General features: G+C 67.6%; 24 protein-coding genes and 4 pseudogenes. 11 read left to right on the forward strand and 17 right to left on the reverse strand.

Annotated features, from left to right (window positions below):
- The first annotated feature begins 106 nt into the window (after positions 1-106).
- A complete protein-coding gene (locus tag ACWDZ7_RS35645; protein WP_451802873.1) occupies positions 107-982 on the forward strand; it encodes an NAD(P)-dependent oxidoreductase in 876 nt (291 codons plus the stop codon).
- 258 nt (positions 983-1,240) lie between these two features.
- On the opposite strand, the gene ACWDZ7_RS35650 is transcribed toward ACWDZ7_RS35645, so the two are convergent.
- The 3 genes from ACWDZ7_RS35650 to ACWDZ7_RS35660 form a co-directional block, all read right to left on the reverse strand.
- Positions 1,241-2,191, reverse strand: a complete 951-nt coding sequence (locus ACWDZ7_RS35650; RefSeq protein ID WP_451802874.1) for a hypothetical protein — start codon at positions 2,189-2,191, stop codon at positions 1,241-1,243.
- Between the two features lie 218 nt (positions 2,192-2,409).
- Positions 2,410-2,535, reverse strand: coding sequence for a hypothetical protein (locus ACWDZ7_RS35655; RefSeq protein ID WP_451802876.1), 126 nt, complete (start codon positions 2,533-2,535; stop codon positions 2,410-2,412).
- Positions 2,532-2,885, reverse strand: coding sequence for a hypothetical protein (locus ACWDZ7_RS35660; RefSeq protein WP_451802878.1), 354 nt, complete (start codon positions 2,883-2,885; stop codon positions 2,532-2,534). Before ACWDZ7_RS35660 ends, ACWDZ7_RS35655 begins: the two co-directional genes overlap by 4 nt.
- A 569-nt stretch (positions 2,886-3,454) precedes the next feature.
- On the opposite strand from ACWDZ7_RS35660, the gene ACWDZ7_RS35665 reads away from it, so the two are divergent.
- A complete protein-coding gene (locus ACWDZ7_RS35665; protein WP_451802880.1) occupies positions 3,455-3,901 on the forward strand; it encodes a thiamine pyrophosphate-dependent enzyme in 447 nt (148 codons plus the stop codon).
- A 63-nt stretch (positions 3,902-3,964) separates the two neighbouring features.
- Here the strand turns inward: ACWDZ7_RS35665 and ACWDZ7_RS35670 are convergent.
- Positions 3,965-4,148 (reverse strand): annotated as a pseudogene (locus ACWDZ7_RS35670) (transposase); the annotation flags it as partial.
- A gap of 563 nt (positions 4,149-4,711) precedes the next feature.
- On the opposite strand from ACWDZ7_RS35670, the gene ACWDZ7_RS35675 reads away from it, so the two are divergent.
- The 4 genes from ACWDZ7_RS35675 (at position 4,712) to ACWDZ7_RS35690 (ending at position 9,104) form a co-directional block, all read left to right on the forward strand.
- Entirely contained in the window at positions 4,712-6,601 is a 1,890-nt protein-coding gene (locus ACWDZ7_RS35675; protein WP_451802882.1) for a twitch domain-containing radical SAM protein, read from the forward strand.
- A gap of 78 nt (positions 6,602-6,679) precedes the next feature.
- Positions 6,680-7,210 (forward strand): hypothetical protein, encoded by a 531-nt coding sequence (locus tag ACWDZ7_RS35680; protein ID WP_451802884.1) that lies wholly within the window; start codon positions 6,680-6,682, stop codon positions 7,208-7,210.
- Positions 7,211-7,216: 6 nt separating this feature from the next.
- Entirely contained in the window at positions 7,217-8,119 is a 903-nt protein-coding gene (locus ACWDZ7_RS35685) for a hypothetical protein (RefSeq protein WP_451802885.1), read from the forward strand.
- A gap of 70 nt (positions 8,120-8,189) precedes the next feature.
- Complete coding sequence (locus ACWDZ7_RS35690) at positions 8,190-9,104, forward strand: DUF6734 family protein (protein ID WP_451802886.1); 915 nt, start codon at positions 8,190-8,192, stop codon at positions 9,102-9,104.
- Positions 9,105-9,521: 417 nt separating this feature from the next.
- Here ACWDZ7_RS35690 and ACWDZ7_RS35695 read toward each other — a convergent pair whose 3' ends face one another.
- Positions 9,522-10,172, reverse strand: a complete 651-nt coding sequence (locus tag ACWDZ7_RS35695) for a helix-turn-helix domain-containing protein (protein ID WP_451802888.1) — start codon at positions 10,170-10,172, stop codon at positions 9,522-9,524.
- A 141-nt stretch (positions 10,173-10,313) separates the two neighbouring features.
- On the opposite strand from ACWDZ7_RS35695, the gene ACWDZ7_RS35700 reads away from it, so the two are divergent.
- Entirely contained in the window at positions 10,314-11,303 is a 990-nt protein-coding gene (locus ACWDZ7_RS35700; RefSeq protein ID WP_451802890.1) for an alpha/beta fold hydrolase, read from the forward strand.
- Here ACWDZ7_RS35700 and ACWDZ7_RS35705 read toward each other — a convergent pair.
- The 4 genes and pseudogenes from ACWDZ7_RS35705 to ACWDZ7_RS35720 form a co-directional block, all read right to left on the reverse strand.
- Positions 11,260-11,682 (reverse strand): hypothetical protein, encoded by a 423-nt coding sequence (locus ACWDZ7_RS35705; protein WP_451802927.1) that lies wholly within the window; start codon positions 11,680-11,682, stop codon positions 11,260-11,262. The genes ACWDZ7_RS35700 and ACWDZ7_RS35705 overlap by 44 nt on opposite strands.
- 268 nt (positions 11,683-11,950) lie before the next feature.
- Positions 11,951-12,334 (reverse strand): annotated as a pseudogene (locus tag ACWDZ7_RS35710) (FAD-dependent monooxygenase); the annotation flags it as partial.
- A 648-nt stretch (positions 12,335-12,982) separates the two neighbouring features.
- Positions 12,983-14,314 (reverse strand): cytochrome P450, encoded by a 1,332-nt coding sequence (locus ACWDZ7_RS35715; RefSeq protein WP_451802892.1) that lies wholly within the window; start codon positions 14,312-14,314, stop codon positions 12,983-12,985.
- A 667-nt stretch (positions 14,315-14,981) separates the two neighbouring features.
- A pseudogene (locus ACWDZ7_RS35720) lies at positions 14,982-15,137 on the reverse strand (IS5/IS1182 family transposase); the annotation flags it as partial.
- Positions 15,138-15,301: 164 nt separating this feature from the next.
- Here ACWDZ7_RS35720 and ACWDZ7_RS35725 point away from each other — a divergent pair.
- Together ACWDZ7_RS35725 and ACWDZ7_RS35730 are read left to right on the forward strand one after the other, a co-directional pair.
- Positions 15,302-15,439 (forward strand): hypothetical protein, encoded by a 138-nt coding sequence (locus ACWDZ7_RS35725; protein ID WP_451802894.1) that lies wholly within the window; start codon positions 15,302-15,304, stop codon positions 15,437-15,439.
- On the forward strand, positions 15,439-15,597 hold the full coding sequence (locus ACWDZ7_RS35730; protein WP_451802896.1) for a hypothetical protein: 159 nt from the start codon (positions 15,439-15,441) through the stop codon (positions 15,595-15,597). Before ACWDZ7_RS35725 ends, ACWDZ7_RS35730 begins: the two co-directional genes overlap by 1 nt.
- A gap of 202 nt (positions 15,598-15,799) precedes the next feature.
- Here ACWDZ7_RS35730 and ACWDZ7_RS35735 read toward each other — a convergent pair whose 3' ends face one another.
- From ACWDZ7_RS35735 to ACWDZ7_RS35765, 7 genes and pseudogenes are all read right to left on the reverse strand, one after another.
- Positions 15,800-16,846 carry a zinc-dependent alcohol dehydrogenase gene (locus tag ACWDZ7_RS35735; protein ID WP_451802898.1) on the reverse strand — a complete coding sequence of 349 codons (1,047 nt, stop codon included), beginning with the start codon at positions 16,844-16,846 and terminating at the stop codon, positions 15,800-15,802.
- Positions 16,839-17,960 carry an amidinotransferase gene (locus tag ACWDZ7_RS35740; RefSeq protein WP_451802899.1) on the reverse strand — a complete coding sequence of 374 codons (1,122 nt, stop codon included), beginning with the start codon at positions 17,958-17,960 and terminating at the stop codon, positions 16,839-16,841. Before ACWDZ7_RS35740 ends, ACWDZ7_RS35735 begins: the two co-directional genes overlap by 8 nt.
- Positions 17,961-18,020: 60 nt before the next feature.
- Positions 18,021-18,752, reverse strand: a complete 732-nt coding sequence (locus tag ACWDZ7_RS35745; protein WP_451802901.1) for an SDR family NAD(P)-dependent oxidoreductase — start codon at positions 18,750-18,752, stop codon at positions 18,021-18,023.
- 29 nt (positions 18,753-18,781) lie between these two features.
- On the reverse strand, positions 18,782-19,375 hold the full coding sequence (locus tag ACWDZ7_RS35750) for a hypothetical protein (protein ID WP_451802903.1): 594 nt from the start codon (positions 19,373-19,375) through the stop codon (positions 18,782-18,784).
- A gap of 12 nt (positions 19,376-19,387) precedes the next feature.
- A complete protein-coding gene (locus tag ACWDZ7_RS35755; RefSeq protein WP_451802923.1) occupies positions 19,388-20,425 on the reverse strand; it encodes a cupin-like domain-containing protein in 1,038 nt (345 codons plus the stop codon).
- Positions 20,426-21,169: 744 nt separating this feature from the next.
- Positions 21,170-21,470 (reverse strand): annotated as a pseudogene (locus ACWDZ7_RS35760) (IS630 family transposase); the annotation flags it as partial.
- Positions 21,471-22,338: 868 nt separating this feature from the next.
- Positions 22,339-23,337 (reverse strand): GlxA family transcriptional regulator, encoded by a 999-nt coding sequence (locus tag ACWDZ7_RS35765; RefSeq protein ID WP_451802905.1) that lies wholly within the window; start codon positions 23,335-23,337, stop codon positions 22,339-22,341.
- Between the two features lie 175 nt (positions 23,338-23,512).
- On the opposite strand from ACWDZ7_RS35765, the gene ACWDZ7_RS35770 reads away from it, so the two are divergent.
- Positions 23,513-24,097, forward strand: coding sequence for an isochorismatase family protein (locus ACWDZ7_RS35770; RefSeq protein ID WP_451802907.1), 585 nt, complete (start codon positions 23,513-23,515; stop codon positions 24,095-24,097).
- Positions 24,097-24,825, forward strand: a complete 729-nt coding sequence (locus tag ACWDZ7_RS35775) for a cysteine hydrolase family protein (protein ID WP_451802909.1) — start codon at positions 24,097-24,099, stop codon at positions 24,823-24,825. Before ACWDZ7_RS35770 ends, ACWDZ7_RS35775 begins: the two co-directional genes overlap by 1 nt.
- A gap of 161 nt (positions 24,826-24,986) precedes the next feature.
- Here ACWDZ7_RS35775 and ACWDZ7_RS35780 read toward each other — a convergent pair whose 3' ends face one another.
- Complete coding sequence (locus ACWDZ7_RS35780; protein WP_451802911.1) at positions 24,987-25,763, reverse strand: Rid family hydrolase; 777 nt, start codon at positions 25,761-25,763, stop codon at positions 24,987-24,989.
- Positions 25,764-26,118 lie beyond the last annotated feature (355 nt).

Raw genomic sequence — 26,118 nt, forward strand, 5'->3', positions numbered from 1 at the left:
GTGCTTACTCACAGGTGAGTACCCCACTAATTAGTCCGTACTGGTCAACTCTACTGGCTACGGAGAAGATCGCACCGAGGGACCAACACGAGGGGGAGCGCCAAAAATGACAACTGACAACAGCGTCCAGGTGAGTGTTCTCGGGCTGGGGGCGATGGGCAGCGCTCTCGCGGGCGCCCTGGTGAAGGCCGGCTACGCGACCACATGCTGGAACCGCTCACCGGGGAAGGCGGACGACCTCGTTGCGCAGGGCGCCAAGGCCGCCGGCACGGCCGGTGACGCGGTCCGGGCCAGCCGACTGGTGATCGCATGCCTGCTGGACCACGCGTCGGTCCGTGAGGTGCTCGATCCGCTCTCCGATGAGCTGACCGGACGAACCCTGGTCAACGTGACGACGACGTCACCTGCTCAGTCACGGGAGCTGGCCGATTGGGCCGCCCAAGCGGGAGTCGCGTATCTGGACGGCGGCATCATGGCCGTACCGCACATGATCGGCCGGCCTGGGGCATCGATCCTCTACAGCGGATCAGCCGATGTTTTCGATCAGTACAAGCCGCTGCTCGACCTGTGGGGAACCAGTACCTACTTCGGTGAGGATGCCGGGCTGGCGTCCCTGTACGACCTCGCTCTACTCGCGGGTATGTACGTCATGTTCGCCGGATTCATGCACGGCGCCGCCATGGTCTCGCCAGCCGGTGTGACGGCGGGCGAGTTCGCTGCTGAGGCCACACCTTGGCTGACCGCCATGACCGGCGCCTTCCAAGGATTCGCCGCAGTCATCGACGGCGGAGATTACACCGTCGAAGGGCAGCAGAGTCTCCAGTTCTCCAATCTCAGTGACCTCCTGGCCGCCAGTTCCGACCAGGGCATCAGCACTGAGGTAGTCACCATGGTCCAGCGACTCATCCAACGCCAGATTGACGCAGGGCATGGGGAGGAAGGCTTCGCCCGAATCATCGAGAGCATCAAGCAACCGGGCTGAGAACTCGCGCGGACGGGCGTGGGTCATGGTCGCCTGATCGGCCGGTCGTCCCAGCGGTGGGTGGTCCAGGCGCGGCGAATGAGGCTGCGTAGGGTGATGACGGCATCGGCCGGTCTCCGCGGACGGGGCGTGTGCGCTTTACCGTCCTGGGTATGGCGGTACGGGGCCCAGAGCAGAGCCGCGGAGAGTGGAGGGGCCCCCTCAATGGCACACTGACGATCTTCTTACGGACTCCCACGCCCGCTGCCCACCGCGAGTTCAGGCACCTCCATCACTCACACGGGACAATCGTCGGGCCACCAAAGTCGCGGCGATGACCGGAAGTTCGCGGAGGTCATCTCCTGAAAGGCCGTACGCTTTACTGGCGGTCCGGATGAAGTGGACGAGGGTGTAAAACGCCAGAGCGGTGGTCTCATCATGCGTGGTGCGGATCGTGGCATCGGGTACTTTCCACGCCTGCATCGCCCGGCGTGTGTCCCCGGCCAGCGCGTGGAGGGCACCATCGTGCAGCGGGCTGCGGGACAGGGCGGTGGCGAGTGACTCGTCGGGGTGGCGCAGCTGTCCATCGAGCCGTGCCACCTCCCGCAAATGGCCCTCGCTCGGCGCGACGACCTGCGCGGTGGTCAGGCCCGTCCAGTTGAAGCCGACGGGACTCGCGCCGAAGTCTGCCGCCCTGTCCGTCGCCTCTGCAAGGCTGCGCGTCAGAAGTTCCAAACCGTAGCGCTCCGAATCCATCCGCTTGCGGAAACTTGCATCGCGGTGGCCCAAAGCTCGTTCGTGATCGTGGATCCGGGCGTCGCTCAAGGACAGCTCGATGAGTCGGGCGGCCCGCTCACGTGCGGGGCGGTGTGTTCTGCCCCGCCTGACCATCAGGGCTTCTTCCTGCGATTGCACGGCCAGCATCCCGATGACGGCGCTCACCAAACCATAGAACTCGCCGCATTCTTCCAGCCATTGTTTGCGCACAAAGGGAATATCGGACGCATGCTCAGTCATCACGTCTGCGTTCACGAGGTGTACGGCTTGGAGAGCCAGAAAATCGGCTTGGGACTCCTGTTCCGGCGACTGGGAGCATTCGGCTTGGTGGGCGAGCGCATGATGGGCCATTTCGTGGCCGAGAAGAAACCGGATCGTCAGCAGCAAGAACAAGTCGGCCGCGTCGTGATACTGGAAGCCATCCTCATCCCGTCGGTCTTGCTGGGTGATCACGACGGTGGCGACACCGAGTCCGAGACCACCACCAGACCGGATTCATCCTCTTGCGGAGCATAGTGGGCTGAGACCCACTGGCTGCTGGTGGCTGTCACCACGAGCTGGGAGAGCCGTTCTCCCCGCCCGAGCGCGGTGAAGGCAGAGGCGAGATCCACAGCAGCAGCCTCGAGTACCTGAGGCAAGGACTCGCCGAATAGCTCGGGAAACGGCAGCCGCTATCTCTGATCGCCGCTCAGCGCGCCGATGTCGGCCATGTTCTTGCGCAGGTAGGAGGAATAGCTCTCCTTGCCTACCGGGACAAAGTGGCGTCCGGCCTTCTCTGCCATCGACTCACCGGTCATGGCAGCGGCGTGTGGCCAGAGCACAAGGCACCGACCCCAATTCGGGCCACCAGGACGGCCACCAACGCAGCCTTCGTCGGGTCCCCGCCGAAGTCGCCGAGAATCTCGCACAGCGCATAGGAATCGATCACCCGGTCCGAGTGGCTGGTGCCCACCGCCGCCTTGAGCCGTTCGTGCCCGCAGATCCTGTTGCGCAGGTCATCCAGCTGCCCGTGGAACCATTCCTGGCCGAACCGGCGCGGAAGGTCGGGATCGCTCGGGCCAGCTCCGAGAGTATCGCCAAGCAGTGATGTGCCCAGCAGCGCGTATAGTTCGTCCTCAGTCTTGTTCAGGTAATCATCGACGGACACGGCCCCTCCCCCGTCACGACGCCCCAGTCACCCGAGCGGCGCGATGCTTCACTGCCCAGCCGCGGGCCCCATCAGGTCGCCTTCATGGCCCCGCTCTTACAGACTTGATCTCGACACTGCTTGCCATTTATGACTCCCCCGGCGTCATGGCAGCGGTGTACCGCCCCCCGAGCCGTCGGCCCTCTCGATTCCCACATCGCGGGGCCGAACGGCCCCAGCCGACTGCACACCTGGACGTTAATGGTGCAGCGGCGAATTGTCAGCGGCGCACCCGGGATGAGACGCGCTACGGGCGTACGCCCCTATGCGAACATCCCACGGCAAGTTCCCCGCCGCCAGGCAGGCAGAGGTCACTCATCGTTATCGCTTCAAGACTCACAATTGCTTGTCGCCCATCGGCACCGTCGCGACTCACTGCATCCCCCCGCCGTCGTTGCTGGCGATCGTCACCCGCTGGGGATGGGACGAGTCGACCGCCGCCATGACATTGACTTTTGCCCTGCCGTTCAACGCAACGCTGACCGCGTCAGCCGTGGGGCAGCTTTGCTCACCCACGACCGACGCGGCCAGTGCTCACCAGGCGCGGATTCCGACGTTTCGACAGGAACCAGTGTGCGTCGAGTCGCGGATCCGAGAGCGGACTGCCACTGAGCGTGGTCATCCTCAACGATCAGGGATTCGGGCAAGAACGCCAGGACCTGCACCGCAAAAACTTGGCCCCCGGCCACGCCGGCTACCCGGCCCCGGACTTCGCCGCCCTCGCCAACGCCATGGGCGCAGAGGGCCACCGCATTCAATCCCCCGCTGAGCTGACCCTGCCCGCCCATGCCTTTCCCGCAGGCCCAACCCCAGCCGTCATCCACCGGGATACGCCCAGGGGGCGCCGGTCCTGGCTGTGTCCCCCGGGGCGCGTTGGGCGACCCGGGGTCTTTCGCTGCTCCGGGCCAGCGGCATCGCACCCAAGGCCTAGACGCACCTCAGTGCGCTGCCGTAGGCGGCGGCCGCCACACGAATGAAGGAGGACCTGGTGCTCGATGGAGAGCTCGTGACCTTTCAGGGCGGCCGTCTGGTTTTCACCTGACGGTCTGCCAGGCGCCGAACCGCCGCTCGGCATCTCCCGCCACCGGCTGCCGGTGCGGAACCGCCAGATCACTCCCTCGAACTGCTCGCGCAGCCGCTCGGGACACACGGGCCGAACCTGCCGACCGGCGGGAACGACCCAATGAACTCTCCCGCGCTGACGGTGAGTTGCTCACGCGTCACCACACACTCCTACCAGACCGGCACCCGAGCCCAGACTTGATCACAACTGAAGACAGTTCCCAGTACAGGATCGCGTCGATCTCCCGCACCTCGTACCGGCCCTCGTGACCGCCGACCGAACGGTGCTGTCCCTTCCAGGACGTGATGAACGGCCGGATCAGCTCCCACGCCTCGTCCGACAGATCACTCGGGTACGGCTGCCGCCCGCCCATGCCTCTGACAGATGAACTGGGTGAGGCGCCATTGCGTACCGCACGAGGCTGGGACCCACGAGCCTCGCCCGCTGACGCGGTGCGTGCTGGGAGTGATCCTGGCCGCGTTGTTCGACGTAATAGCACTCCTGTTCCCCGCGCGAGAACAGTCATCTCCCAGGCGCTGCCCGCGAGTGAGGTAGCGAAGTCCGCTCGCCATTGTGGCGCGCGATATGGCTGGTCTTCATCTGTGGGACTTATTCGCCATGGCGGACTCTCAGATTCCTCCGAGAGAATGCCCTACGCCGAGGCTGGTTCGGTTTCTCCGGCCGACCGCTGACGTTCTTCATCTGCTACCCGCCGGGAGCCGTGATGAGTCAGAAGCCCGAGAACAGGACTCCGCTCTGCATCGCCCCCTTCGTCTCGCTGGCCATCTGGGCCGATGGCGAGTCAATCATCTGCTGCGAGGACAAGGGGCCGCAGGCCGGTCGCCTGGGCTTGGTCGACGACGTGTCCGGGCTGGTCAACAGTGAGAAGATGCGTATCGCCCGCCGGCAGTTCCTGCGCGGTGAGGTGCCGGAGGGCTGCCGGGCATGCCTGGACGAGGCAACGCGCCAGCCGACCGTCCACAACTACTACCAGGAGAAATTCGACTGGCGGGATGTCGCAGAGGCCTACGACGAGACGACCGGCGACGTCAGTCGGACCCAGTATCTGTTGATCGCCCTCAGCAACCTCTGCACCTACAGCTGCCGGATGTGCTTCGACAAGCTCAGCACACGGCTGAGTTCCGACCGCCACCGAATGCTGGGCGTGGAGTCGGTCGGGTACCGGCGCAATGACATCGACAAGGTCATCAGCTTCATTCGGGCGAACCCCATCCGTATCGTCACGTTCCACGGCGGCAACCCCATCAACGAGCCCCGTTTCCTGGACGTGCTGAACGAGTTGTCGAACGATGTGTCCGTGGAGATCATCTCGAACGGTTCCACGCTGACCTCAGGAAAGGTCGACATCCGCCCGCACCTTTCGCGATTCGAGCGGGTTCATTTCAACATCAGCCTGGACGGCACTCGGCGGACGACCGAATACGTGCGCATGCACAGCGACTTCGACGATGTTTTCCGCCACTTCACCGAGGTCAAGGCACTGCCCAACACGACCGTCAACCTGCACAACACGATCACCAACCTCAACCTGTTCGACCTGCCCGCGTACTACACGATGGTCCTGTCGGGGAAGTTCGCCGACGCCGACTCGATTTCCAGCTACATCGCCACGGTGCCGGCCGTCCACCGGATCTCCACGCTCCCGCCCGAGCTCCGGCAGCTGGCGCGCGAGCGTATCGAGGGCTTTCTGCGCGGGCTGGGCGCGGCGGGTGGGACGACGCCGTCGGACGCGTTCGACTTCAAGGCGGACAACGCGCGGGCGTACGCGCGAAACGTCCTCCACCGGATCGACTCGGTTCCCTACTCCCCGCGTCTCTTCGCCGAGTTCCTGGACCTGACCCGGAGGACCGACGCGTTCTACGGCGTCGATCCACTGCCGGAGTACAGCGATTACCTCGTGGCCGGCGCGTCCGGCTCCTCGGAGCCGCTCCGATCGGGGCCCTCCCCCTCATCCGCTTCCCAGCCTGCCGTTCCCGATGAGGTGGCGGCGAAGGGAGTCGTCGTGTCGCACAATGCCCCCGAGCCCGCCGAGGGCCCCCATGCCCTCGCGGGCCCCTGCCCGTACATCGGCCAGCGCGGATTCCGGGTGTCCGAGTGCAGTTTCGGTTGGACCGCCGCGTACTTCCAGAACTGCACCGCTGTCACGGTACGGATCCAGCTCAACCCCGACGCGGGGATCACCGCCGCCCAGATGGCGACGCTGCGAACGACGTGGGAGACCGGCATCGAGAACAAGTGGAGCAACCGCTTCGTCTGCACCGGGCCCTACGGCAACTCCGTCATCACTTTTGACGTGCAGTGGGTGACCTCCAGCCCTCACCACGTCGTCCGGGTGCGCCAAGGCCCCGCCCAGAGCGATATGACGCTGTGGGACACGGCCGACAGCGGCGACGTCGCCGCACACGAGTTCGGCCACATGCTCGGCAATCCGGACGAGTACTCCGATGCCCGCTGCCCGAACCGCAACCCCGTCAACACGGGAACGGTCATGGACAACAACATCGGACCGGCGCTGCAGCGCCACGTCAACCGGATATGTGTCTCGGCGCCACTCACGGCCGAGGCCTTCTCGATCGGCCTGGATCTCATCTAGGCCGGACCGCTTCATGACGAGGGCGAGGACGACATGAGGGTAACCATCGAATCCTTTACGCGGCCCGACGTCGAGCGTATGAGGGCCGCGGTCGCACGGCTGGCCGACGGCCCGACGGGCGATCAAGAGGGCGCTTCCGCCGCCGACGACGTGACGATCGACCTGCACATCTCCGGCGGCTGCCCGGGACAGCGGGTCGATTTCCGGGCTTCGGTCCCTTCCAGGGGTGAGGCCGCGGTAACCCATGTGGACGAACTGCGGGACGTCGACGAACGGTTCTCGGAGGCGGTTCGCCCCGAGGAACTGGCGGCCCTGGCACGGAACTTGAACGTCGAGTCCCTGATGGAGCTCCCGCCGAACGCGGACGAACGGTACGTGCCGGACTCGCTCGTCGGTTCGGTCGCCATCACGTCGGCGAACGCCCGGATCACGTTGTGGTTCCCCCTCGAAGACGAGGATCCCCCGGAGGGCGATGAGGTGGCGATGAGGATCGACCGGGGGCAGGTCCCGTTCGTGTTGCGCGCCTCGATGGCTTCCCCGAGCGTCCGCCCTGCCTTCGCCCAGTTGGCGGAGGTCGTCAACCGGCTCACCGGCCGCCCGCAGCTCTGACGCCGGATGAAGGCCATCCACGTCAACTCCACCGTGCCGTCCGTGCCGTACCTGGGGCGGCTGAAGGGCCCCGACGGCTACGAGGTGGAGGACTTCGAACTCCTCACGACCATCCTCTCGGCGGCCGCCTGGCGCCGCTTCAACGGCCCGATCAAGCTGTACACCGACCGTGTCGGGGAGGCGTACTACCGGCGCCTTGGGATGACGGAGCTGTGGGAGGGCGGAATCGACACGGACGTGCTGGAGTCGCTGCCCGCCTCCATCAACCACGACGTGTTCTGGACGGCCGGACGCGTCGCGGCCCTCCGGGCAGAGGCGGCACCCTTCGTCTCGCTGGACACGGACCTTGTCGTCTGGGGAGCGATCGGCACTCTGATCACCTCGGAGTTCATGGCACTGCACCAGGAGCCCCTGCACCACGGTGTGTACCGAGCCCGGTGCGAGCTGAGTACGCCCACCGGTTACGTCTGGGAGGAGTGGGACTGGGAGGCGGTCCCGTGCAACGCCTCGCTGACCTACTACGCGGCTGACCGGCTCACCGAGATGTTCCATGCCAAGGCGATGGAGTTCATCCTGGGGAACCCGATCCGGCGGGAAGCCGAGAGCCGTCTGCCGGTCCACGACGTGTTCGTGGCCCAGCGGCTGCTGCCGATGTGCGCGCTGAGACTGGGCGTGCGACCGGCGTACTTCCTGGACTGGCCCAGGCCCGAGCTCAACAGCGAGACGATGGCCGACGGTGCGAGGAACCGACTGGTCACCCACGTCTGGGCCTACAAGGACGAGCTCAAGAGCGACCCGGACTGCCGGGAGTCATTCTGTCGGCGGTGCGTGGCCCGGATCCGCCGCGACTACCCCGAACTCGTGGGAATGCTGCGTCACATGCCCAGCATCCGGCGGTACCTGTCGTGAGGGAGCCGCCGTCCGCCGGCCATGGCCGTGCGTGGGACCGTGGGCCGGGGCGCCATGGGAGGGGGCGACTGTGAAGGCGATCCACGTCGTTTCCACCCGGCCGGCCACGAATTACTACGTCTCGCGAGCCAACGGCTCCCCATACCGTCAGGAAGACTTCGAGGTCCTCACGACGGTCGTGTCAGCTCTGGAGTGGCGTCGACACAACGGAGTGATCCGGCTCTATACGGACCCTCCGGGCCAGGAGTTCTACGACCGGCTCGGACTTCTGGACCTCTGGGACGGCGGGGTCGATGCCCGTCTCCTGGAGTCGGCGTCTCAGACGATCAACGTCGGCGTCTTCTGGTCCTTCGGGAAGATCGTGGCTCTGCGGCAGGAGGCAGCGCCGTGCTGCGTCATGGACATCGACCTCATCGTCTGGGACGGCATCCGGCAGCTGGTCACCGCGGAAGTGATGAGCCTGCACGAGGAGTCACTCGGCTTCGCCGCTTACGTCGGCCGGGACCGCCTCGTCGCACCACCCGGGTTCGACTGGAGCGGCCTCGACTGGTCAGTCGCTCCTTGCAGCGCCGCGCTGCTTGTCTTCACCAAAGACGCGTTCAAGGCCGAATACGCCGACCGGGCGCTGTCGTTCATGGCGGGCAACCCGGTCCGGTCGGAGCCCGACGGGTCGGTGCCTGCACACCCGATCTTCGCGGAGCAGCGGCTGCTGCCTATGTGCGCGAAGGCGAGCGGTGTGCGTATCGGTTCGTTCCTACGTGACTACACGGGGGGCGAGCTGTGGTCGGGACGTAAGAACAAGACATTCACCCACCTGTGGAACGCAAAGTCACTCCTGCACAACAACCCGAGGAAGAGAAGCGAACTCTGCGCACGGTACGCCCACAGAGTGCGACGGGACTACCCGGAAGTCGCGAAGGTACTCGCGAGGTCCGAGCTCCTGCGGGAACACTTTCGAACGGCTGACGGCCTGCCGCACCCGTAGCACCGGGGCCACCAGATGGCGAGGGTGGCGCGGTCGGCGACCGGGGATCCGGGCTCGTGCGACCAGCGGTTCCCCGGGCCTCGTTGTACGCCTTGCCGTCGTTGCGTAGCGCTGCGAGGAAGAGCGAGCCCCCGTCATGGAGGACGTAGACGTCCGCCCCAACTATCAACCACACCGTACGGCCTGGCCCCAGTGCCGCCCACTCAGCACGGAACGACGTGACAAGCGTGCCTGCGATGCTGCATGCCCCTTGGATACCGATGATTCAGGCCCCTCGTATCGTCATCGGCCAAGCGGCGACGATTGTCTGCGCCGTCGGGTCGGTAGCGCGCGAGTTCCGGGAATCTGGGCGGCCCTTGACCGCGAACCTGCGCGCAAGTCGCGGTTTCACTGTCTGGTCGGAACGGGTTCCGGATCCTACGGCGGCGCTTCGCGGCCAGCCTGGGCGCGGTTCGGCCGGCGGTTCCCGCGGTCAACGGCCGGAGGGGTGTGCAGCCGTAGGCGCTCGCCCTGGGGCCCGAACATAATCAGGTACTCAACAGGCCCGCCGGAGCCGGCGTTCACCACCCCATGCGGGGTGCGGGTGTCGAACTCGGCAACGTCCCCGGCAGTCAGGACGAGGTCTTGGTCGCCGAGCGCGAGCCACAGCCGCCCGTACAGGACGCACAGCCACTCGTAGCCCTCGTGGGAGACCTGCCGCGGCCGTGCGGGCGGGCCCTCGACAGCGGGCAGGACGTGCTTGTGGGCGTGCAGGCCGCCGACGTACCGGGTCAATGGCAGTACCACCTTGTCATCCCCGAAGGTCAGCGGCGCCTGCCCCCGCGGCTCGGCCGCGGGGGCGAGCGCGGTGCCGGCCAGCTCGTCCAGGGAGACGCCGTATTCCTTCGACAGTTGCAGCAGCACCTCCAGGGTGGGCTTGCGCCGGCCGGTCTCGATCCGGGACAGCGTGCTGGTCGAGATGCCGGTCGCGGAGCTGACACCGGCGAGCGTCGCGCCGTGGTGCTCGCGCGCGGCCCGCAACCGGGGCCCCATCGCGGCCAGTGTGCCGTCCAAGTCGTCGACTGCCACCTTTCCCGCTCCTTCTTGCCGTGCCGCTCCACCGCTCTGTCCTGCAAGTTTGCCAAATGGGCAAGGCTGATCGCGTCGGGCGGGTGCCGCGCCGCATGATCGATGGACAGCCGCGTCCGCCCGCGAACCGAGGAGAAGCCCATGCAGCCCGAGCCGACCGCCGAGCTCCGCCACCGCACCGTCGAGGCCCCGGCCGGGCGCCTGCACCTGGTCGAGCAGGGCACCGGCCCGCTGGTCCTGCTCGTGCACGGCTTCCCCGAGTCCTGGTACTCCTGGCGGCGTCAGCTCCCGGCCCTCGCCGCGGCCGGCCACCGGGCGGTGGCGATCGACGTGCGCGGCTACGGCCGCTCCTCCAAGCCCGCCGCGACCGACGCCTACCGGATGCTCGACCTGGTGGAGGACAACGTCGCCGTCGTGCGCGCCCTCGGCGAGGAGAACGCGGTGGTCGTCGGCCACGACTGGGGCTCCAACATCGCCGCCGCCTCCGCCCTGCTCCACCCCGAGGTCTTCCGCGCCGTCGCCCTGCTGAGCGTCCCCTACGCGCCGCCCGGCGGCCCGCGCCCGACCGACGTCTTCGGCCAGATCGGCGGCCCGGAGCAGGAGTTCTACGTCTCCTACTTCCAGAAGCCCGGCCGCGCCGAGGCCGAGATCGAGCCCGACGTCCGGGGCTGGCTCGCGGGCTTCTACGCGGCCCTGTCCGGCGACACCATGCCCGCCCAGGGCGAGCCCGACCCGCACTTCGTCGCCCGCGCCGGCGGCCGGCTGCGTGACCGCTTCCCCACGGGGGTCCTCCCGGCCTGGCTGAGCGAGGACGACCTCGACGTCTACGCCGGGGAGTTCGAGCGCACAGGGATCACCGGCGCACTCAACCGCTACCGCAACATGGACCGAGACTGGGAAGACCTCGCCCCGCACCGCGGAGCCCCGATCGAGCAGTCCTCCCTGTTCATCGGCGGAGCCCTGGACGCCTCCACCACCTGGATGTCCGACGCCATCGACGCCTACCCCACCACCCTCCCCGGCCTGTCGGCCTCCCACCTCCTGGACGCCTGCGGCCACTGGATCCAGCAGGAGCGCCCCGACGAGGTCAACCGCCTACTGACCGACTGGCTCGCAGGCCTCCAGGGCTGAACCAGGCAGGCTTCCTGGGCAGCTTGGCGGTTCGTTCGGAGTGGGCGGCGGTGACGTAGCGCATGGCGGTCTGCTCGGTGATGCCGAACAGCCGCATCAGCGTGAGCGGGTCGGCGCTTTCGGCTGCTTCGTTGAGGATGCGGTCTTGCCTCAGGCCGCTCAGCGTCAGCCCGCGGGGAAGGACTCCGCTCAGAGTGCCGATGCTGACGGCCGGGTGGTCGGGGTCGACCGCGCCCTTCTGGCTGACCAGCAGGTGAGGATTGGACGAGGTCGGCGAGCGGTGGTGACGGTACGTCGTCCAGTCGGCGGGGAGTTGGTGGTCGAGACCGGAACCGAGCCCTACCGGCTCGCCGGCACCCGGGCCCGGGCGGCAGCGCAAGACACCGGCACCGGCTGAAGCAGCCCGTTTGGCCCGTGGCCCGCTCCCATCCTGTCTCCGTCCGCTCACTGGAGCGGTATGCGCGTCCCGGCGGCGACGCGGTCGCCCGGCATGTTGCCAGCGCTGAGCTGCACTGAACCAGCTGCATGTCGTCCGGCGCACGGGCGGTGATCGGACCGCCTACTGCGTTGCGCTTGAACCAGACCTCGAACTCGTATGCCAGAGGCCCCGATCCGCGGGAGCGATCAGCGGGCCGCAGTGCGGTGGGTGGGTCCGACGTGGGATAGCTGACGGCGAGCGCGGTGAGACGTTCGGACAGAGCCTTGTTGAGTGCCGGCTGGGTGGCGATCATCCCGCTGAACAGGGAGCGCAGGTCCAGGCCTTCGGGGGTGAAGCCGGTCATCAAGGCGGTCTGGGCGCGGCTGTGTTCCATCAGCTGGGCGCCTATGGGGTGGCGCTCGGTGTGGTAGGTGTCAAGCAGGTGGTCAGGGGCCCAGCCGCGGAGGGTGGCGGCGAGTTTCCAGCCGAGGTTGTGCGCGTCCTGGATGCCGGCGTTCATCCCGACGCCACCTGCCGGGAAGTGCTGGTGGGCGGCGTGGTGACCGCGTTGCTGGACGGCGTTCTGGACGAGCGTGAGGCCGCCTGGACCACGTGGACGATCGTCTACCTCGCCCTCGGCCTCACCCAGGAAGAACATGCGGCGACCCACCAGTCCCCGAACAGCCGTCTGACGAACGCGGTCTCCGAGACGGCCTACCCTGCCCTCCATCGCGCCCTCGGTCATCTCGACGCGGAGTCATTTGGCGAGCGCTTCGAGTTCGGCCTGTCCGCGATCCTCGCACGAAGGTGACCGAGGACGAGGAAAGGATCAGAGAGGACCCCGCCGACTGAGCGGCCGGGGCTCCGTCTGCGATATCTACGGAATGACCGCGGCAGTCACTTCCACCTCCAGCAGGAAGTCGGGGCCGAACAACGCCGCGGGAAGAGCAGGCGCGACAAGCTCACCGCGCTGGCCGCCTATGGGCTGGAGCCGGCGGCGGCGTAAGGCTGGCGGGCAGTACCCCGGGTGGCTTTGTATCTCAGTGCGGGAGCCGTTTCGAGGGCTGCTGCTGGGCTCGATGGGGAAGGCGCAGTCGAGGGTCGTTCCGTACGTCGCGATCCGCCGGTGACCACAGCGGTGTGTCGTGTGTCGTCCCAAGCGGTCCGGGCGGCTGCTGACCGGATCGAGCGGGTCGAGCGGGTCGAGCGGATGTGGCGTGCACCGCGGTGGTGTGCCGCGTCGGCTGTGCGTCTGACGCGGTTACCACTGGACGGGCAGGGTGAGGGGCGACTTGACCGGAGAATCGTCGTCCCAGCGGACGTGGGCGCCGTCGGCGAGCCGCAGCCGGGGGAAGCGGTCCAGCAGCGCCTCCAGGCCGATCTCCAGTTCGGCGCGGGCCAGATGGGCGCCGAAGCAGTTGTGGGTACCGCGTCCGAAGGCCAGGTGCGGGTTCTGCTGGCGATGCAGGTCCAGTTCGGCGGCGTGAGGAAAGACCGAGTCGTCGAGGTTGGCCGAGGCGATGACGGGGACGACGGCCTCGCCGGCCCGGATAGTCGTGCCGTGCAGCACGATGTCCTCAGTGGCCAGCAGGATCACAGGGCCGTTCAGCACCGGCAAAAAGCGCAGCAGTTCTTCGACCGCCCCGGGCAGCAGGCCGCGGTCGGCGCGCAGCGCGGCGAGGTCGGCCGGGCGCAGCAGCAGCTGGTGGATGGCGTTGGCCAGGAACATCGTGCTGGTGCGGTAACCAGCCACGAGGACGGAGAGTCCGAGGACGACCACGTCGTCGGTGCTCAGCTCGCCGGCGTCACGCCGTCGCACGAGGTCGGTGAACAGGTCCTCGCCGGGTGCCCGGCGTTTGCGTTCGATCAGCTCGGTGAGGTAGCCGCGCAGCCACTGGGCCACCTCATGCCATTCCTCCTGCGAGATCAGCGCGCCCAGCGCGGCGTCGGCGGGGGCGAGGAAGTCGTGCCGGTCCTCGTAAGGAAGGCCGGTCAGTTCGCACACCACGAGCAGGGGGAACAGTTCCGCGAAGCCGGTGACCAGGTCTCCGGGCTGGCCACCGCGCTCGAAGTCGTCCAGGATCCGGTCGGCCTGATGCCGGATGACCGGTCGGCGTTCGCGGATCGCGCGCAGGCTGAACGCGTCGGAGACCACGGCGCGCAGCGCTTGGTGGCGCGGTCCGTCGAGCTCCATCATGGTGATGAGCCGAGGGGCCTGGTCGACGGTGGGGCTGGTGGGCCAGGCGTCCACGGGGGGCCGGATCAGCCGACCGTCGGCCAGCAGGCCCCGTACGTCGGCGTAACGGGTGACGAACCAGCCGGGTGCATCGACCGGGAGCCGTACCCGTACCGCCGGGCACTCGGCACGCAGACGCCGGTACTCCGCGGGCGGTCCCACCGAACCCGGCGGCGGCAACGGCAGCTCCTGCACCGCCTCGCCAGGGGCCTGAGGCTCCGCAAGGGGGCACAACCGTGACGAGCCCGCCTCCTCGGCACCGTCGTCCACCGCGGGCCGCGCCGCGCCGGCTCCACCGGTGCGGTCCCCCGCCGTTTCCCAGCCATTGGCATTGTCACGGCCAGCTTCTGCCTTCATCTGTATCCCTCCCCGCATCAGGGCAACGCTGTCAACACGGCGATGCCCGCCAGCAAACGAACGAAGCTGCCGGCCGACGTGGTTCACCCCTACCAGCGATGGAGACAGCTGCGAGGGCCGGAGGCTGAGCCACGCCCTACAGGCTGGTGGCACGGTCTGAACACCTGATGTCACGGGTTCCGTAGGCGCCCTGTGACATTCACGCACACGAACATCGAAACGACACCCCTGGAGAGGGACACAGCCACTGCCGCCCGCGTCAGACCCGTCCGTGGACCACGAGCCGGTTCTGCTCCCCGTCAAAGGCGCGGACCAAGATGTTGAACTCCTGCTGGTGCCCGTCGAAGAGGCCATGCTGGCCGACGTGCATGATCAGGATTTTTCGTAGCGATCGATTACCTCCGAGATACCCCGGTCTCGATCGTGTTTCGACCATGCGTCCAGGTTCCGGCCGAACCACGCTGGCAGGCCGCATGGCTCGCTCACTACACCCCACCGACGCAGGGGTGAGGTGGGTGCATCATGGTCGTCGTGGTTGGGGTGGCTCGTCGGCCCCTGGGCGTTCCATGAGGATCATGCTCATGGGCCAATACGGAGCGACAGGTCGACACTGCGTCGCAGTTCCTTGACCCGCGCCGCCTCCGCAAGGGAGAAGAGTTTCCGGCCTGATAACCAGTCCGGTGCCTTGGTAGCCGATGTCGGCGATGTTCATGGTGTTACCGACGGCGGCCTTGGCCCCGGACTCCTTCCCGCCGCGGGAGTCATGCCGATTGCCCGGCAAGGGCCGGCCGGCCACGACGATCAGGCGGGTGTCGGCTTCGATGGCGCCCTCCCTCGGGCCTCCGCGGCCCTCAACAGCCGCCGCTGTCGTTCGTCCAGGTGCGGGAACAACACTGCGAACTTCGTTTGGTTTATCACGAGCGGGTCAGTTCTGGAGGCAGGGTTAATGCTGTCGCCCAGCAGCGGAAAGTTGCATAGATTCTCCCGGTGACCTACGACATCATGCTCGTTCGGGTGCAGCCGGGCCTGACACTTCAGGAAACGCTTGACCGCCTCAACGCTGGCTTCGATCCCGATGCCGACCTGCCGCTGCTCCGACTTACCGACGCGCAACGGAGCGAATGATGGAGCTGGCCTATCGCATCGCTCGCATCGTCGAGGACGAGAGCGGCTTGACCGGCCATGACTTCGAGGTGGGGCAGCCCACCCGAACCGGTGACCCCGTCAAAGCCGCCGTCCGGCTGAGTGGCGTCTCCGATTGGGCCCAGCATCACCTGAGCTAGCGGATCACCCGGTGGACTTCAGAGAAAGGTACCTGCGACGTGGAGCCCGGCCAGGGCTGATTGTACGCCTCCCGGCCGAAAGCAGGCGGTCTGCCACCGTGCCGTCCGGGCCGCATCCGTCTGCGCAGGTGGTTCCGGATCTCCCGGGAGGGGGCCGGTCCGGCGGCGCCGCCCAGCAGCAAGGCGGGGCGCGGTGTGCCGGTCATCTGGCCTCCTTCATACCGTGCGGGAACAGGATCACCTTGCCGGTCTCGAACGCCGCCTGTGCCTGAAACGCCTCGGCAACGCGTTCCAGCGGCAGCCGATGCGTGATGTAGCAGTCCAGTTGGGCGCGGACGGATTCGATGAGGGTCAGCAGCCGGCGGGCGTCGTTGCGGTTGATGTCCAGGGTGCCCAGCAGGGTCACTCCACGCTGGACCAGGTCTTCGTCCACGCTGAGGTCCAGGCGGCCGGGCTCGGCGAGGAAGGCCACCTTGCCGAGGCGGGCCACCGAGTCCACGGCGAGCCGGTGGTAGACGCTCTGACCCGAACACTCGATGACGTGGTCCGCTCCGCGGCCCTCCGTGGCCTCCATCACCTCGTCCACGGAGGCGCCGACCACGCGGTCGCATCCAAGTTTCGGGGCGAGTCCGGCCCGGTAGGGGCTACGGACGGCGGCGATCACGCGCGCTCCGCGTGCCTTGGCGTTGATGACACCGCCGAGACCGACCGCCCCTAGGCCAGTGATCAGGACGGTGCTGCCGGCCGTGACGCCCAGACGCTCCATGGCACCGAAGGTGGGGCCGAGGCCACAGCAGGCCATGGCGGCGTGTTCGTAGGACAGGCCGTCGGGGATGGGCTCCAGCATCCAGGCGGGCTTCACGGCGTACTGCGCGAAGCCGCACTCCCCGGACTCGCTGCCGCACACCTCCAGCGGGTCCTCCGTCCGAGCGCAGTGCGAGTAGTAGCCACGGTGGCACGGCTCGCAGCGTCCGCAGGGGTAGCCGCACAGGGCCACTACCCGGTCCCCCGCCTGTACCGGGGCCCCGGGCGGTGCCTGCACCACTTCGCCGGCCATCTCGTGTCCGAGGGAGTCGGGCCGGTTGCGCTCCAGGTAGATCCCTTCGGTGTAGGCGACGTACTCGTTGCACATGGGGGCTGCCATGACACGGAGCAGCACGTAGTCCCGGTCGATGCGCGGCATGGGTTTGACGGTGAGGGTGGCCTGGCGTGGGCCGGTGATCCGTACGGTGTTCATCAGGTCAGGCATCGGCGCCGTCCCCTGCTGCGAGGTAGGTGCCGTTGGCTCCTGAGCGGGCCACGTCGAGTGTGACGCAGTGGAAGGAGCCGCCGAAGCTGTAGACATGGCGGAAGTCGACAGGCAGGCAGCGGAAGCCCCACTGGGTGAGGGCCTTGATGAGTGGTTCCTCGTGGCTTTCGACCACCACGGTGTCCGGGCTGATGGAGAGCACGTTCATGCTCACCCAGGGGCTGCAGAAGTACATGGGCCAGTCGGAGGGCAGGGTGGGGCCGGGCGCGGGCAGGATGTCCCATCCCTCGAACAGCGGGTTGTGCACGTAGCGGTCGGGGTTGACCAGGAGCTTGCCGGGGGCGAGCGGTGCGAGGGTGGCATCGATGTGCATCGCGTGCGGGTCGTTGACCTCGATCTCGTGGACCCGGAACCGGTTGCCGAGGGCGCGGCGTACCCATTCGATGCCGAACGCATTCGTGACGTGGCTGCGCTGGACGACCAGGTCTCGGCCGAAGCGCATGAAGTCGGCGGCGTCGAAGACCGGCTCGAACTCGGTGACTGCCCAGCCGCCGGGACCGTCGGTGGGCTGGTCACGGTACAGCTCGTCGGTCAACTGCGGCCGGGGGCCGGGGAGCCACTGGGCGCCACGCTGGAAGTAGTCCTTGATCAGCCCGCGGAAGGCATCCGTTTCGAAGTACCGGCACCGCCATGACATCGGTGCCTCGATGATGGCGTCGCCGACCACCATGAGGCAGTCCCGCGGCATGCCCGCGTACAGGCCGCCCGACGTGGACCAGTTGGGCGTCGCGAACGGCTGCCCGTGTGGGGCGTCCTCCGGGCGGCGTACGCGGATACCCTCACGGGCGAGGACCTCGCACAGGTTGTCCAGTTCCTCCTGGGCCGCTTTCAGGTGTTCGTGCGGGAAGGCAGAACCGCCCTGTGTACTGAAGGCGTCCCATGTGCTCTGGGGCATCGTGTCCGTCATGGAGGACTGCCAGGTGGGAAAAACGGCACCATCCAGACGGCCCACGACCACCTCTTCGAGTGGGTCCCACTCGGTGAAGGAGTGCACCGGATTGGTTTCGGGGCGGCGGGAGTCAGCGGAACGGCCGGTCGCAACGTTATGAAGCATGTATCCACCTTGTGGAGGTCGGGTGAACTGGGATGGATGGCCGGTCTCGCGGTCGACGGGTCAGACCCCGCTGGCCAGGCCGCCCGCGCTTTCGCCGCCGTCGATGACGAAGCTCTGCCCTGTGACGAACGCGGCTTCCGGGGAGGCCAGATAGGAGACGAGCGCGGCGATTTCCTGCGGGGCCCCGAGACGGCGCAGGGGGATGTCCGACGCGCACTCGCTGAGCATGGCCTCGGTGTACTCGGCGTGTTGCATGGGGGTCAGGACGTAGCCCGGGCAGACCGCGTTGACCCGGATGCGCGGGGCGAGTTCCAGTGCCATGGTCTTGGTCAGTTCGATCAGGCCGGCCTTGGTCACGTTGTAGGCGGCGTAATGGGGCATGCCGACCATGCCGCTGACCGACGCGGTGTGGACGATGACGCCGCCGGTTCGGCTCATGAGGCGTGCCGCGTGCTGGGCGACCAGGAAGGCGCCGGTGAGGTTGACGGCCAGTGTCCGGTTCCAGTTGTCGAGCGTGGTATCGAGGAAGCGCTGACGGATGCTGATGCCGGCGTTGTTGCACAGCACGTCGAGCCCACCCCAGTCCTTGTCGATCCGGGAGAAGGCATCCTCCACAGCCGCGGGGTCCGCGACATCCGCTGCGAGCAACAGGCCACCGGCACCGTCGCGTCCTGCGGGTGAACGCTCCAGGGCCTCGGGGTCCCGGTCGAGGACGGCGACGCGAGCGCCCTGCCGGAGGAACGCGGCCGCGATCGCCTCGCCGATACCGGATGCCCCGCCCGTGACGAGCACCCTTCTGGGCTCTTCACATGTCGTCGTCATCAGTCGAACCAGTTGGTGGCCGCGAGCTGGTCCCGTTCCGATGGCAGCGGCAGCGCCTGGGTTTGGCGCACGCCCTCACGGTCCGCCAGTCCCTCGGCCTCCACGCGGGCCTGTGCCTGCTTGGACGCCGCCGGGTCGGGCTCGGCGCCCCAGGCCGTGGCGCCGGGTATCCGCCGGCACCTGTCGATCAGGTACAGGGCATCGCCGCAGCCCGGGTCCAGGATGGTGCGTGGTTCCACGCCGGCGTCGGCCAGCAGCGTCTCGGTCATCGGCATGCCGTCGTAGCGGGCTGTCTCGCAGCTACCCACGCCGACATCACGTCCGTTACGCGTACTGAGAGCCGAGCCGCGGCGGAGGGCTTGGCCCGCCTGCCCGGCAGTGGTGGCGCAGCCGCCGACCAGGAACGTGTACCAACTGCGGAACTCGGCGTACGCACGCGCCTTGGAACAGAGGGTGACGTGCTCGCCGTCGACCGTCATCACGCCCTCGTTGGCCAGATATAGCAGGAAGCCGGTGAGACGTTGCGCAAACTTCCGCTCCACGTCGGGCAACCGTGCGGGAGGCAGGGAGAAGCCCGGGACGTTGGTGGTCATCGATGGCGCTCCTCAGGTGGAGGGGTCGTTGTCGTGGTTGAAATTCCTGGTGCGCAGCGCCTGATAGAGCCGACGGCCCGTGGAGGGCGGGGAGAAGAAGAACCGGGTCTCCTCCCGGCGCCCGAGCAGGCCGTGCCGGACAAAGTCCGAGGCGGTGCGCCGCCAGTAGGGGGGACCGAGGCGTACGAGGAGCGCCAGGTATTCGCTCAGGCTCTGCGCGGGGCCGAACCAGTGGTTGACCGAGACGGAGGCGGTGCGTGCCCGGATGTCGTGCCACCAGCCGCGTGGTATGTACACGATGTCGCCGGGACCGACGGTGCCGCTGTAGAAGGAGACGTGGGACAGCAGGGGGAAACGCGCCACATCCGGATGGACCACGTCCACCTGACTGTTGACCAGGTTGTCGTAGAAGGGGTAGGCGGCCTTGCTGTCCTTCCATGACAGCAAGGTCACCGTCTTGTGGCCCGACACCTGGCAGAAGAGGTTGTCCTTCAAGTCGGAGTGCAGCATGGACCGGGTCCCCCGGGAGCCGATCCACACCCGGGTGTCACTGCCTTGCTCCTGGCGGGATCCGAGCAGGCCGGCGAAGTCACAGTCGCGTGTGTCGAAGAACTCCGCCGCCCGCTGGTACGCCAGGTAGCACGGGGATGTCCCGTCGGCCGACGTCATCGCGTCGATGAACCGGTGCAGAGGCAGCGTGCGCTCGTAAGCATGCTGGTCCCGGGGGTACAGCACTCCGTCCCCAGGCAGATCCATCAGTGCCGTCACCTCCCGCTCACCGTGAGAGCGGCGTAGGGCTTCGGGCTGCCAGGTTCGCCGCGCGGGCCAGCTGTCGGTCAGATGGTGAAACAGGAGCGGGACCTCGCGTTGTCCGACGGCTCGCCGCAGGCCCTGAGCGCTGTCGTCGGCCGCCAGAGGCAGGGACCGGACGTCCAGCCCGGCCTGGCGCAGGGTCTGCGCGGGATCGGTGTATCCGTCGCCGGTCAATTCGGTCTGTCCGATCTCGGTGCTTACTGCCGGTGTGGTGAAGTTGGTAGTGGTTCTCGTCACAGTGCGTTCTCCTGCCAGTACTCTGGTGACTGCCGTTCTGGCACGGTGCCGGAGCAGACCAGGGCGGGTCTGTCTTCGAGTTCGAGGCCGCCCCGGTCTTGTCGATGGCACGTTCCGGGGTGCGGTATCGCAGTGATGGGCCATCAATGCTGACGACGTTGACGTGGACTCCGTGGGGGAAACGGCCCTTGTGGCGGAGGTTGATGACGCGGCCGAGGTAATCGAGCAGCGCCACGCTTTCGTCGGTGCGCTCGGGTGGGAAAAGGAGTTCTTCCCAGGCGGGTGAGCCGCGGCCGCAGATGAATACGAGGTGGGGCTCGCCGGTGAAGACGAGGTGGCCGGTCCACATCTCTTGGCGGGGTCGCCCGCCGGCCACGGGGCGTGAGAAGGCGGCGGAATGTCCAGCTTGACGCTTTCCGGCCGGCCGTATCGGTGCACGTCCGGTGCGGCGGTGCGGTTCTGCGGGGACGGCGCGCGGGGCCCCATGCCGACGCGTATCCGCCCTGGTTCCTCTCCGGCGCTCAATCGGACGCGGCGCGAATGCCCGGAAGGCAATTCCGTGAGGAGGCTCCATGGATTCCCGGTACGGAGAAAGAGGGAGTGCCCGGCCCTCAGCAACCCGTTGCCGCAGGAGAGTGCCTCGCTGCCGACGTGCTCGAATATCCGGAAGGTGAAGACGTCTTCTTCGGATGTCGGAGCCAGGAAGAGGACATTGTCCGATCCCCCGATTGCGAAATAGTCGCCGAGGGCCCAGCGAGCGAACTCTGACCGGGCTCTGTCCTTCTCCAAGTCGGCGAACCGGTCATCGGTCAGCCTGGGCAGCTTCGGCAGCCCGGCGGACGCCAGCGCCGCCGTCCCACCCCGGCACCAGGCCCGCCGCCAGCGTTCCCCCGACCGCTCGCTCACCCACAGTCCCTTCGCGATCGCCGCGTTCTTCCCACCCCGCGCGAACTGCTCGCCGACCTCGAACAGGATCCGTTCACGGGATCCGTTCACGCGCTTGCTGCCTTTCGGCGGTCAGCCCGCCACCCTGCGCAGACCGCATACCACCGGCCTACCGCAGGGATCACCACCCGTCACCCTCCCCGACAACACTCCGAGGAAATTAGTAGAACTGCGAATGATCGCCACGTAGGAGATCGACAGCGAGGTCGTCCGTCGGGAGGCACCAGCACCCACCGCACGGGGGCACCATATGGCCGCGATCTGGGCCGGCATCGACGCAGGCAAGACCCACCATCACCGCGTCGCGATCAACGAGAGTGGCCGACGGCCGAGCCGCCCTGGCCATCGCGATCCTCCTCAACCGCGACCAGCCAGTGCACTGCATCTCCGGTCCACCGGTCGGGCCGTTCACCGCGCGTCCGAGAGCTACCGCGGAGAGCCGGGGACGCTGGGGACGCTCGCGCTGATGGTGGTGCTGGGACAAGAGGGAAGCCGACGCCGAGCTGACGCGGATGCCTCCCGGGGGGCCACCGCCCCACGGTGCGACTGGTTCCCGACCGGCAACCGGTATCCGACGCCTCTCCACTGGCGACGCACCGAAGAAGAAATTTCCGCCGTCATCGGGCCCTGGTGACGACTGCGTTGAGGGCACCGCCCACTACACATCGCCCCCAGGACCGCAGGCCGCAAGCCGCGCCGGCTCAGGATGACGGCCGCAAGCGCCACCTCGACTGCGACACCCTGGGCCTGCTGCTGACCGTGCTGATCACCGCCGCGAGCGTGTCCGGTGCCGCGGCCGACGGCCACCACCTGCTCACCCGCATCGCCGATGCCCAACCGCAGATGCCCAGCCGCAGATACGCAAGACGTGGGTGGACGCCGGCTACCGGACCGCCGCCATCGAGGCCGCCCTCAACTTGCGCGGACCTGACCCGGGATCGAACACGCCTCACAGAGGGCAACGTTCGTCAGGGCACGTGAGGCACCCGGAACCTGCGCCGGTACTCCGTCGGCGTCGTGTTCAGACGGCGGCGGAAGGCCCGTACGAGGGTGTCGGTCGTTCCGAAGCCGCAGAGGGATGCGATGCGGTCGAGCGTGGCGTCGGAGGACTCCAGCTCGTGGCGGGCCTTCTCGACGCGCACCGATTCGACGTACGCGTGCGGGGTCGTGCCCAGTTCGTTCTTGAACAGGCGGGTCAGATGTCGGTCACTGACATGGGCGTACGCGGCGAGGTCCTCGATGGTGAGCGGCTCGGAGATGTGCCGCAGGATGTGGTGGCGCAGCTCCTCGATGCGCCGGGTGGTGGAGACTTGCTCCAGCGGGACGCTGAACTGGCTCTGGCCGCTGGAGCGTTTGAGGTACATCACCAGTTGGCGGGCCACGCGCAGCGCGACGGCCTCGCCGAGGTCGTCGGCGATCAGGGCGAGGGAGAGGTCGAGACAGGCGCTGATCCCGGCGCCGGTCCACACATTGCCCTCGCGGATGAAGATCGGGTCGGCGTCGACCTCCACCTCCGGGTGGTCGGAGGCCAGTTGGGGTGCGGTCGACCAGTGCGTGGTGGCCCGCTTGCCGTCGAGCAGCCCGGCGGCGGCGAGCAGATGCGCCCCGACGCACACCGAGGTGATCCGGCGCGTCCGCGCCGCGAGCACCTTCACCCAATCGACCAGTGCGGGATCGACGAGGGGGTGGACGCGCCCGTCGTCGTCGATCTCCACGGCCCCCGGCACGATGAGGGTGTTGATGCTGCGCTCGGCAGCCTCATCGAAGGTGAGGTCGGGCAGGACACGAACACCGGCGCCGGTGGTGACCGGGTCCATGGTCCCGGCGGCGAGGACCACGTGGTAGCCGGCCGCGTCCGCCGTTTCCCGGCGGGCCAGCGCGAACACCTCCGGCGGCCCGGTGATGTCGAGCAGGTCCACGCCCTCGAAGATCACAATCACGACGAGCCGTTTCGCGGTTTCCGTCACGCTTCCCCCTGGTGTCGCTGCCGCTGGGCCACCCGACCGTAGGTCGGTTTCTGCATGTTAGACGTCATTGTTGACACCGCTGCGGACTCATAGCGTTGTGGACACGGCCTCCCGGACCGACAAGGTCCGACGTCGGGCTGTGATCTCTTCTACGCGATGCAAAGGCGGTACACCCATGTCCAGGACCACGCTGCGCGAGCTGAACGGCTTCGTCCAGGCGCCCGCGAAGCTGGCCGAGTCGACGCTCATCCTGATCGACTTCCAGAACACCTACACCCAGGGCGTGATGGAGCTCGACGGCTGGGAACAGTCCCTCGACGCCGCCGCGCAGCTGCTTGCCCGGGCCCGCGCTGCCGGCACGAAGATCGTGCATGTCATCAACGACGGCGGGGAGGGAACTCCGTACGACATCCGGGCGGAGATCGGCCAGATCCACCCGGAGGTCGCCCCTCTCGAGGGGGAGCCGGTCGTCGTCAAGCAGGTCCCGAACGCGTTCGTCGGCACCGACCTGGCGAGTCACATCAAGGAGGGCCAGGACGTCGTCATCGCGGGGTGGATGACCCACATGTGTGTCGCGTTCACGGCGCAGGGCGCGTTCCTGAACGGCAACCGCCCCACGGTCGCCGCCGACGCCACCGCCACCCGCTCACTGCCCGTCGCGGGCACCGACGTCCCCGCCGACCAGGTGCACCAGGGCGCTCTCGCCACCATCGCCGACCTGTACGGGGTCGTCACCGCCTCCCAGAAAGAGATCGTCTGATGAAGCCGCCGCGTTCGCTTGTCGCCCTGGGTGCCGCCGCCCTTCTCGCGGCCACCGTGACGGCCTGTGGCGGAGACACCGACGCCGCCGCCCGCACCGACCAGAACGACAAGAAGCCGTCACCGTCCTCCGAGCAGAACGTCGCGAAGGACACCACGACGCTGCGCCAGATCATGAAGCTCGACGAGACGCCGGCGAAGCTGTCCAACGCCACGCTGGTCCTCGTCGACTACCAGAACGTCTACACCGGCGGCCCGATGGAACTCGACGGCTGGCGTGAGTCGGTGGACAACACCAAGAACCTGCTGGAACGGGCCCGCAAGGCTCACACGCCGGTCATCCACATCGTCGAGAAGGGCTACGACCTCAAGTCGAAGGCCGGACAGATCATTCCGGAACTCAAGCCGGCCAAGGGTGAAAGCGTTGTCGAAAAGGCCGTCCCCAACGGCTTCCACGACACGAACCTCAACGCGGAGCTCAAGAAGACCGGCCGCGAGAACGTCATCATCGCCGGTTTCATGACCCACATGTGCACCCTGTTCACCACCGAGGGAGCCGTCTACAACGGTTACCACCCGACCGTGGTGGGCGACGCCTCCGCGACCCGGCCGCTGCCGGTCAAGGGCAACCCCAACGGTATCCCCGCCAAGCAGGTCCACGAGTCCGCGCTTGCCACGATCCAGGACCGCTTCGGCGTCGTGGTCCCCCAGCAGCGCGATATCAAGTAGCGCTCCCGCCGCCTGGCTTCGGCGGGGGAAGGAACTGGAGCTCCTTCCCCCGCCGATGGGCGCGACAACCGCGCCCCCACACCCTCCGTGATCGCCCCCTACCTGGCGAACAAGGTGCCGAACCTGCCCGACGCCGATCGGACGGTCCTCCTGGGCACGCCCTATTCGGGAATGATCGCTACTGCGTCGATCTCGACGAGCGCGCCCGGGCGGGCGTGCCCTGCGGTGGAAACGACCGTGATGGCTGTGCGTTGGTCGCCCCACGCTGACCGTGCCGCTGCGTAGCCCACCTGTGCGTCGGCCCCGTTGACGAGGTAGATGTTGAGTTTGGCAACGTGCTCGGGACCGGTGCCCGCCGCAGCAAGGACAGTCAGCACGTTACGCATCGCCTGAGTGGTCTGTGCCTCCATGCCGTCGAGCAGGTTTCCCGTGCGGTCGGTGCCGAGTTGGCCACCGACGTGGAGCGTGCGAGCGGCTGGGGTGATCACGCCCTGGGTGAAGGCAGGGTTGTGGTGGAGTCCGTCAGGGTCGAGGTGTGTCGTCCTCGCGGTCATCAGTCCCTCCCGGGAGGTGCCCGGTTTTGTGTGCAGGTAGAGGTCGCGCAGCAGGCAGACCTCGGACAGGTGGTGGATCAGCTCGCGGTGGATGTGCAGGACCAGGTCGGCCATGGGCATCTCGGGGAAGGGCTCCTTCTCGCCGACCGGGACCCGGAGCCCGGCGTCGCCGAGGCCGCGCACCCCGGCCAGCCAGACGTCGAGCTGGGCCTCCAGCTGGTCGAGTGCGGTGGCCGCGCTGTCGGCGTACTCCCAGGTCTCGTACGACGCCGCCGGCGCGCCGAAGTGGGCCGCGTTGCGCGCGGCGAGCACGCCGGTGATGACGTGACCGAGCCGCCAGGCGATCGTGGTGAAGGCCGCGGGGACCGGCGGGGGGGGAGGCATAGTCCATCGTGAAGTCCCCGGCACCCAGCTCGATCGGTGCCGTGGAGCTGCCGCGCGGCCGCACGCTCCAGGCGTTGGGTACCAGTGACCAGAAGTACTCGTTGTCGGTGAGACCCGCCAGTCGGGCTCGGAGCTGGTGGTTCCAGTGGAACTCAAGCTGCTCGCGCAGCGTCCGGTTCAGGTCGAGTTCGGTTCTTTCCATGGATGTCACCCTGGCACCTATGGAGGACAGGATGAGTCCGCTATTTCTGGCAGGGTGAGCGGCATGGACGTTGTGAGCGGTGACGAGCGGGGAACGACGGAGCAGGGACGGTCCGCACTGATCCATGTCAGAAGATCCGCACCCGACTGCCTA

This window comes from Streptomyces sp. NPDC003032, from assembly GCF_053591415.1.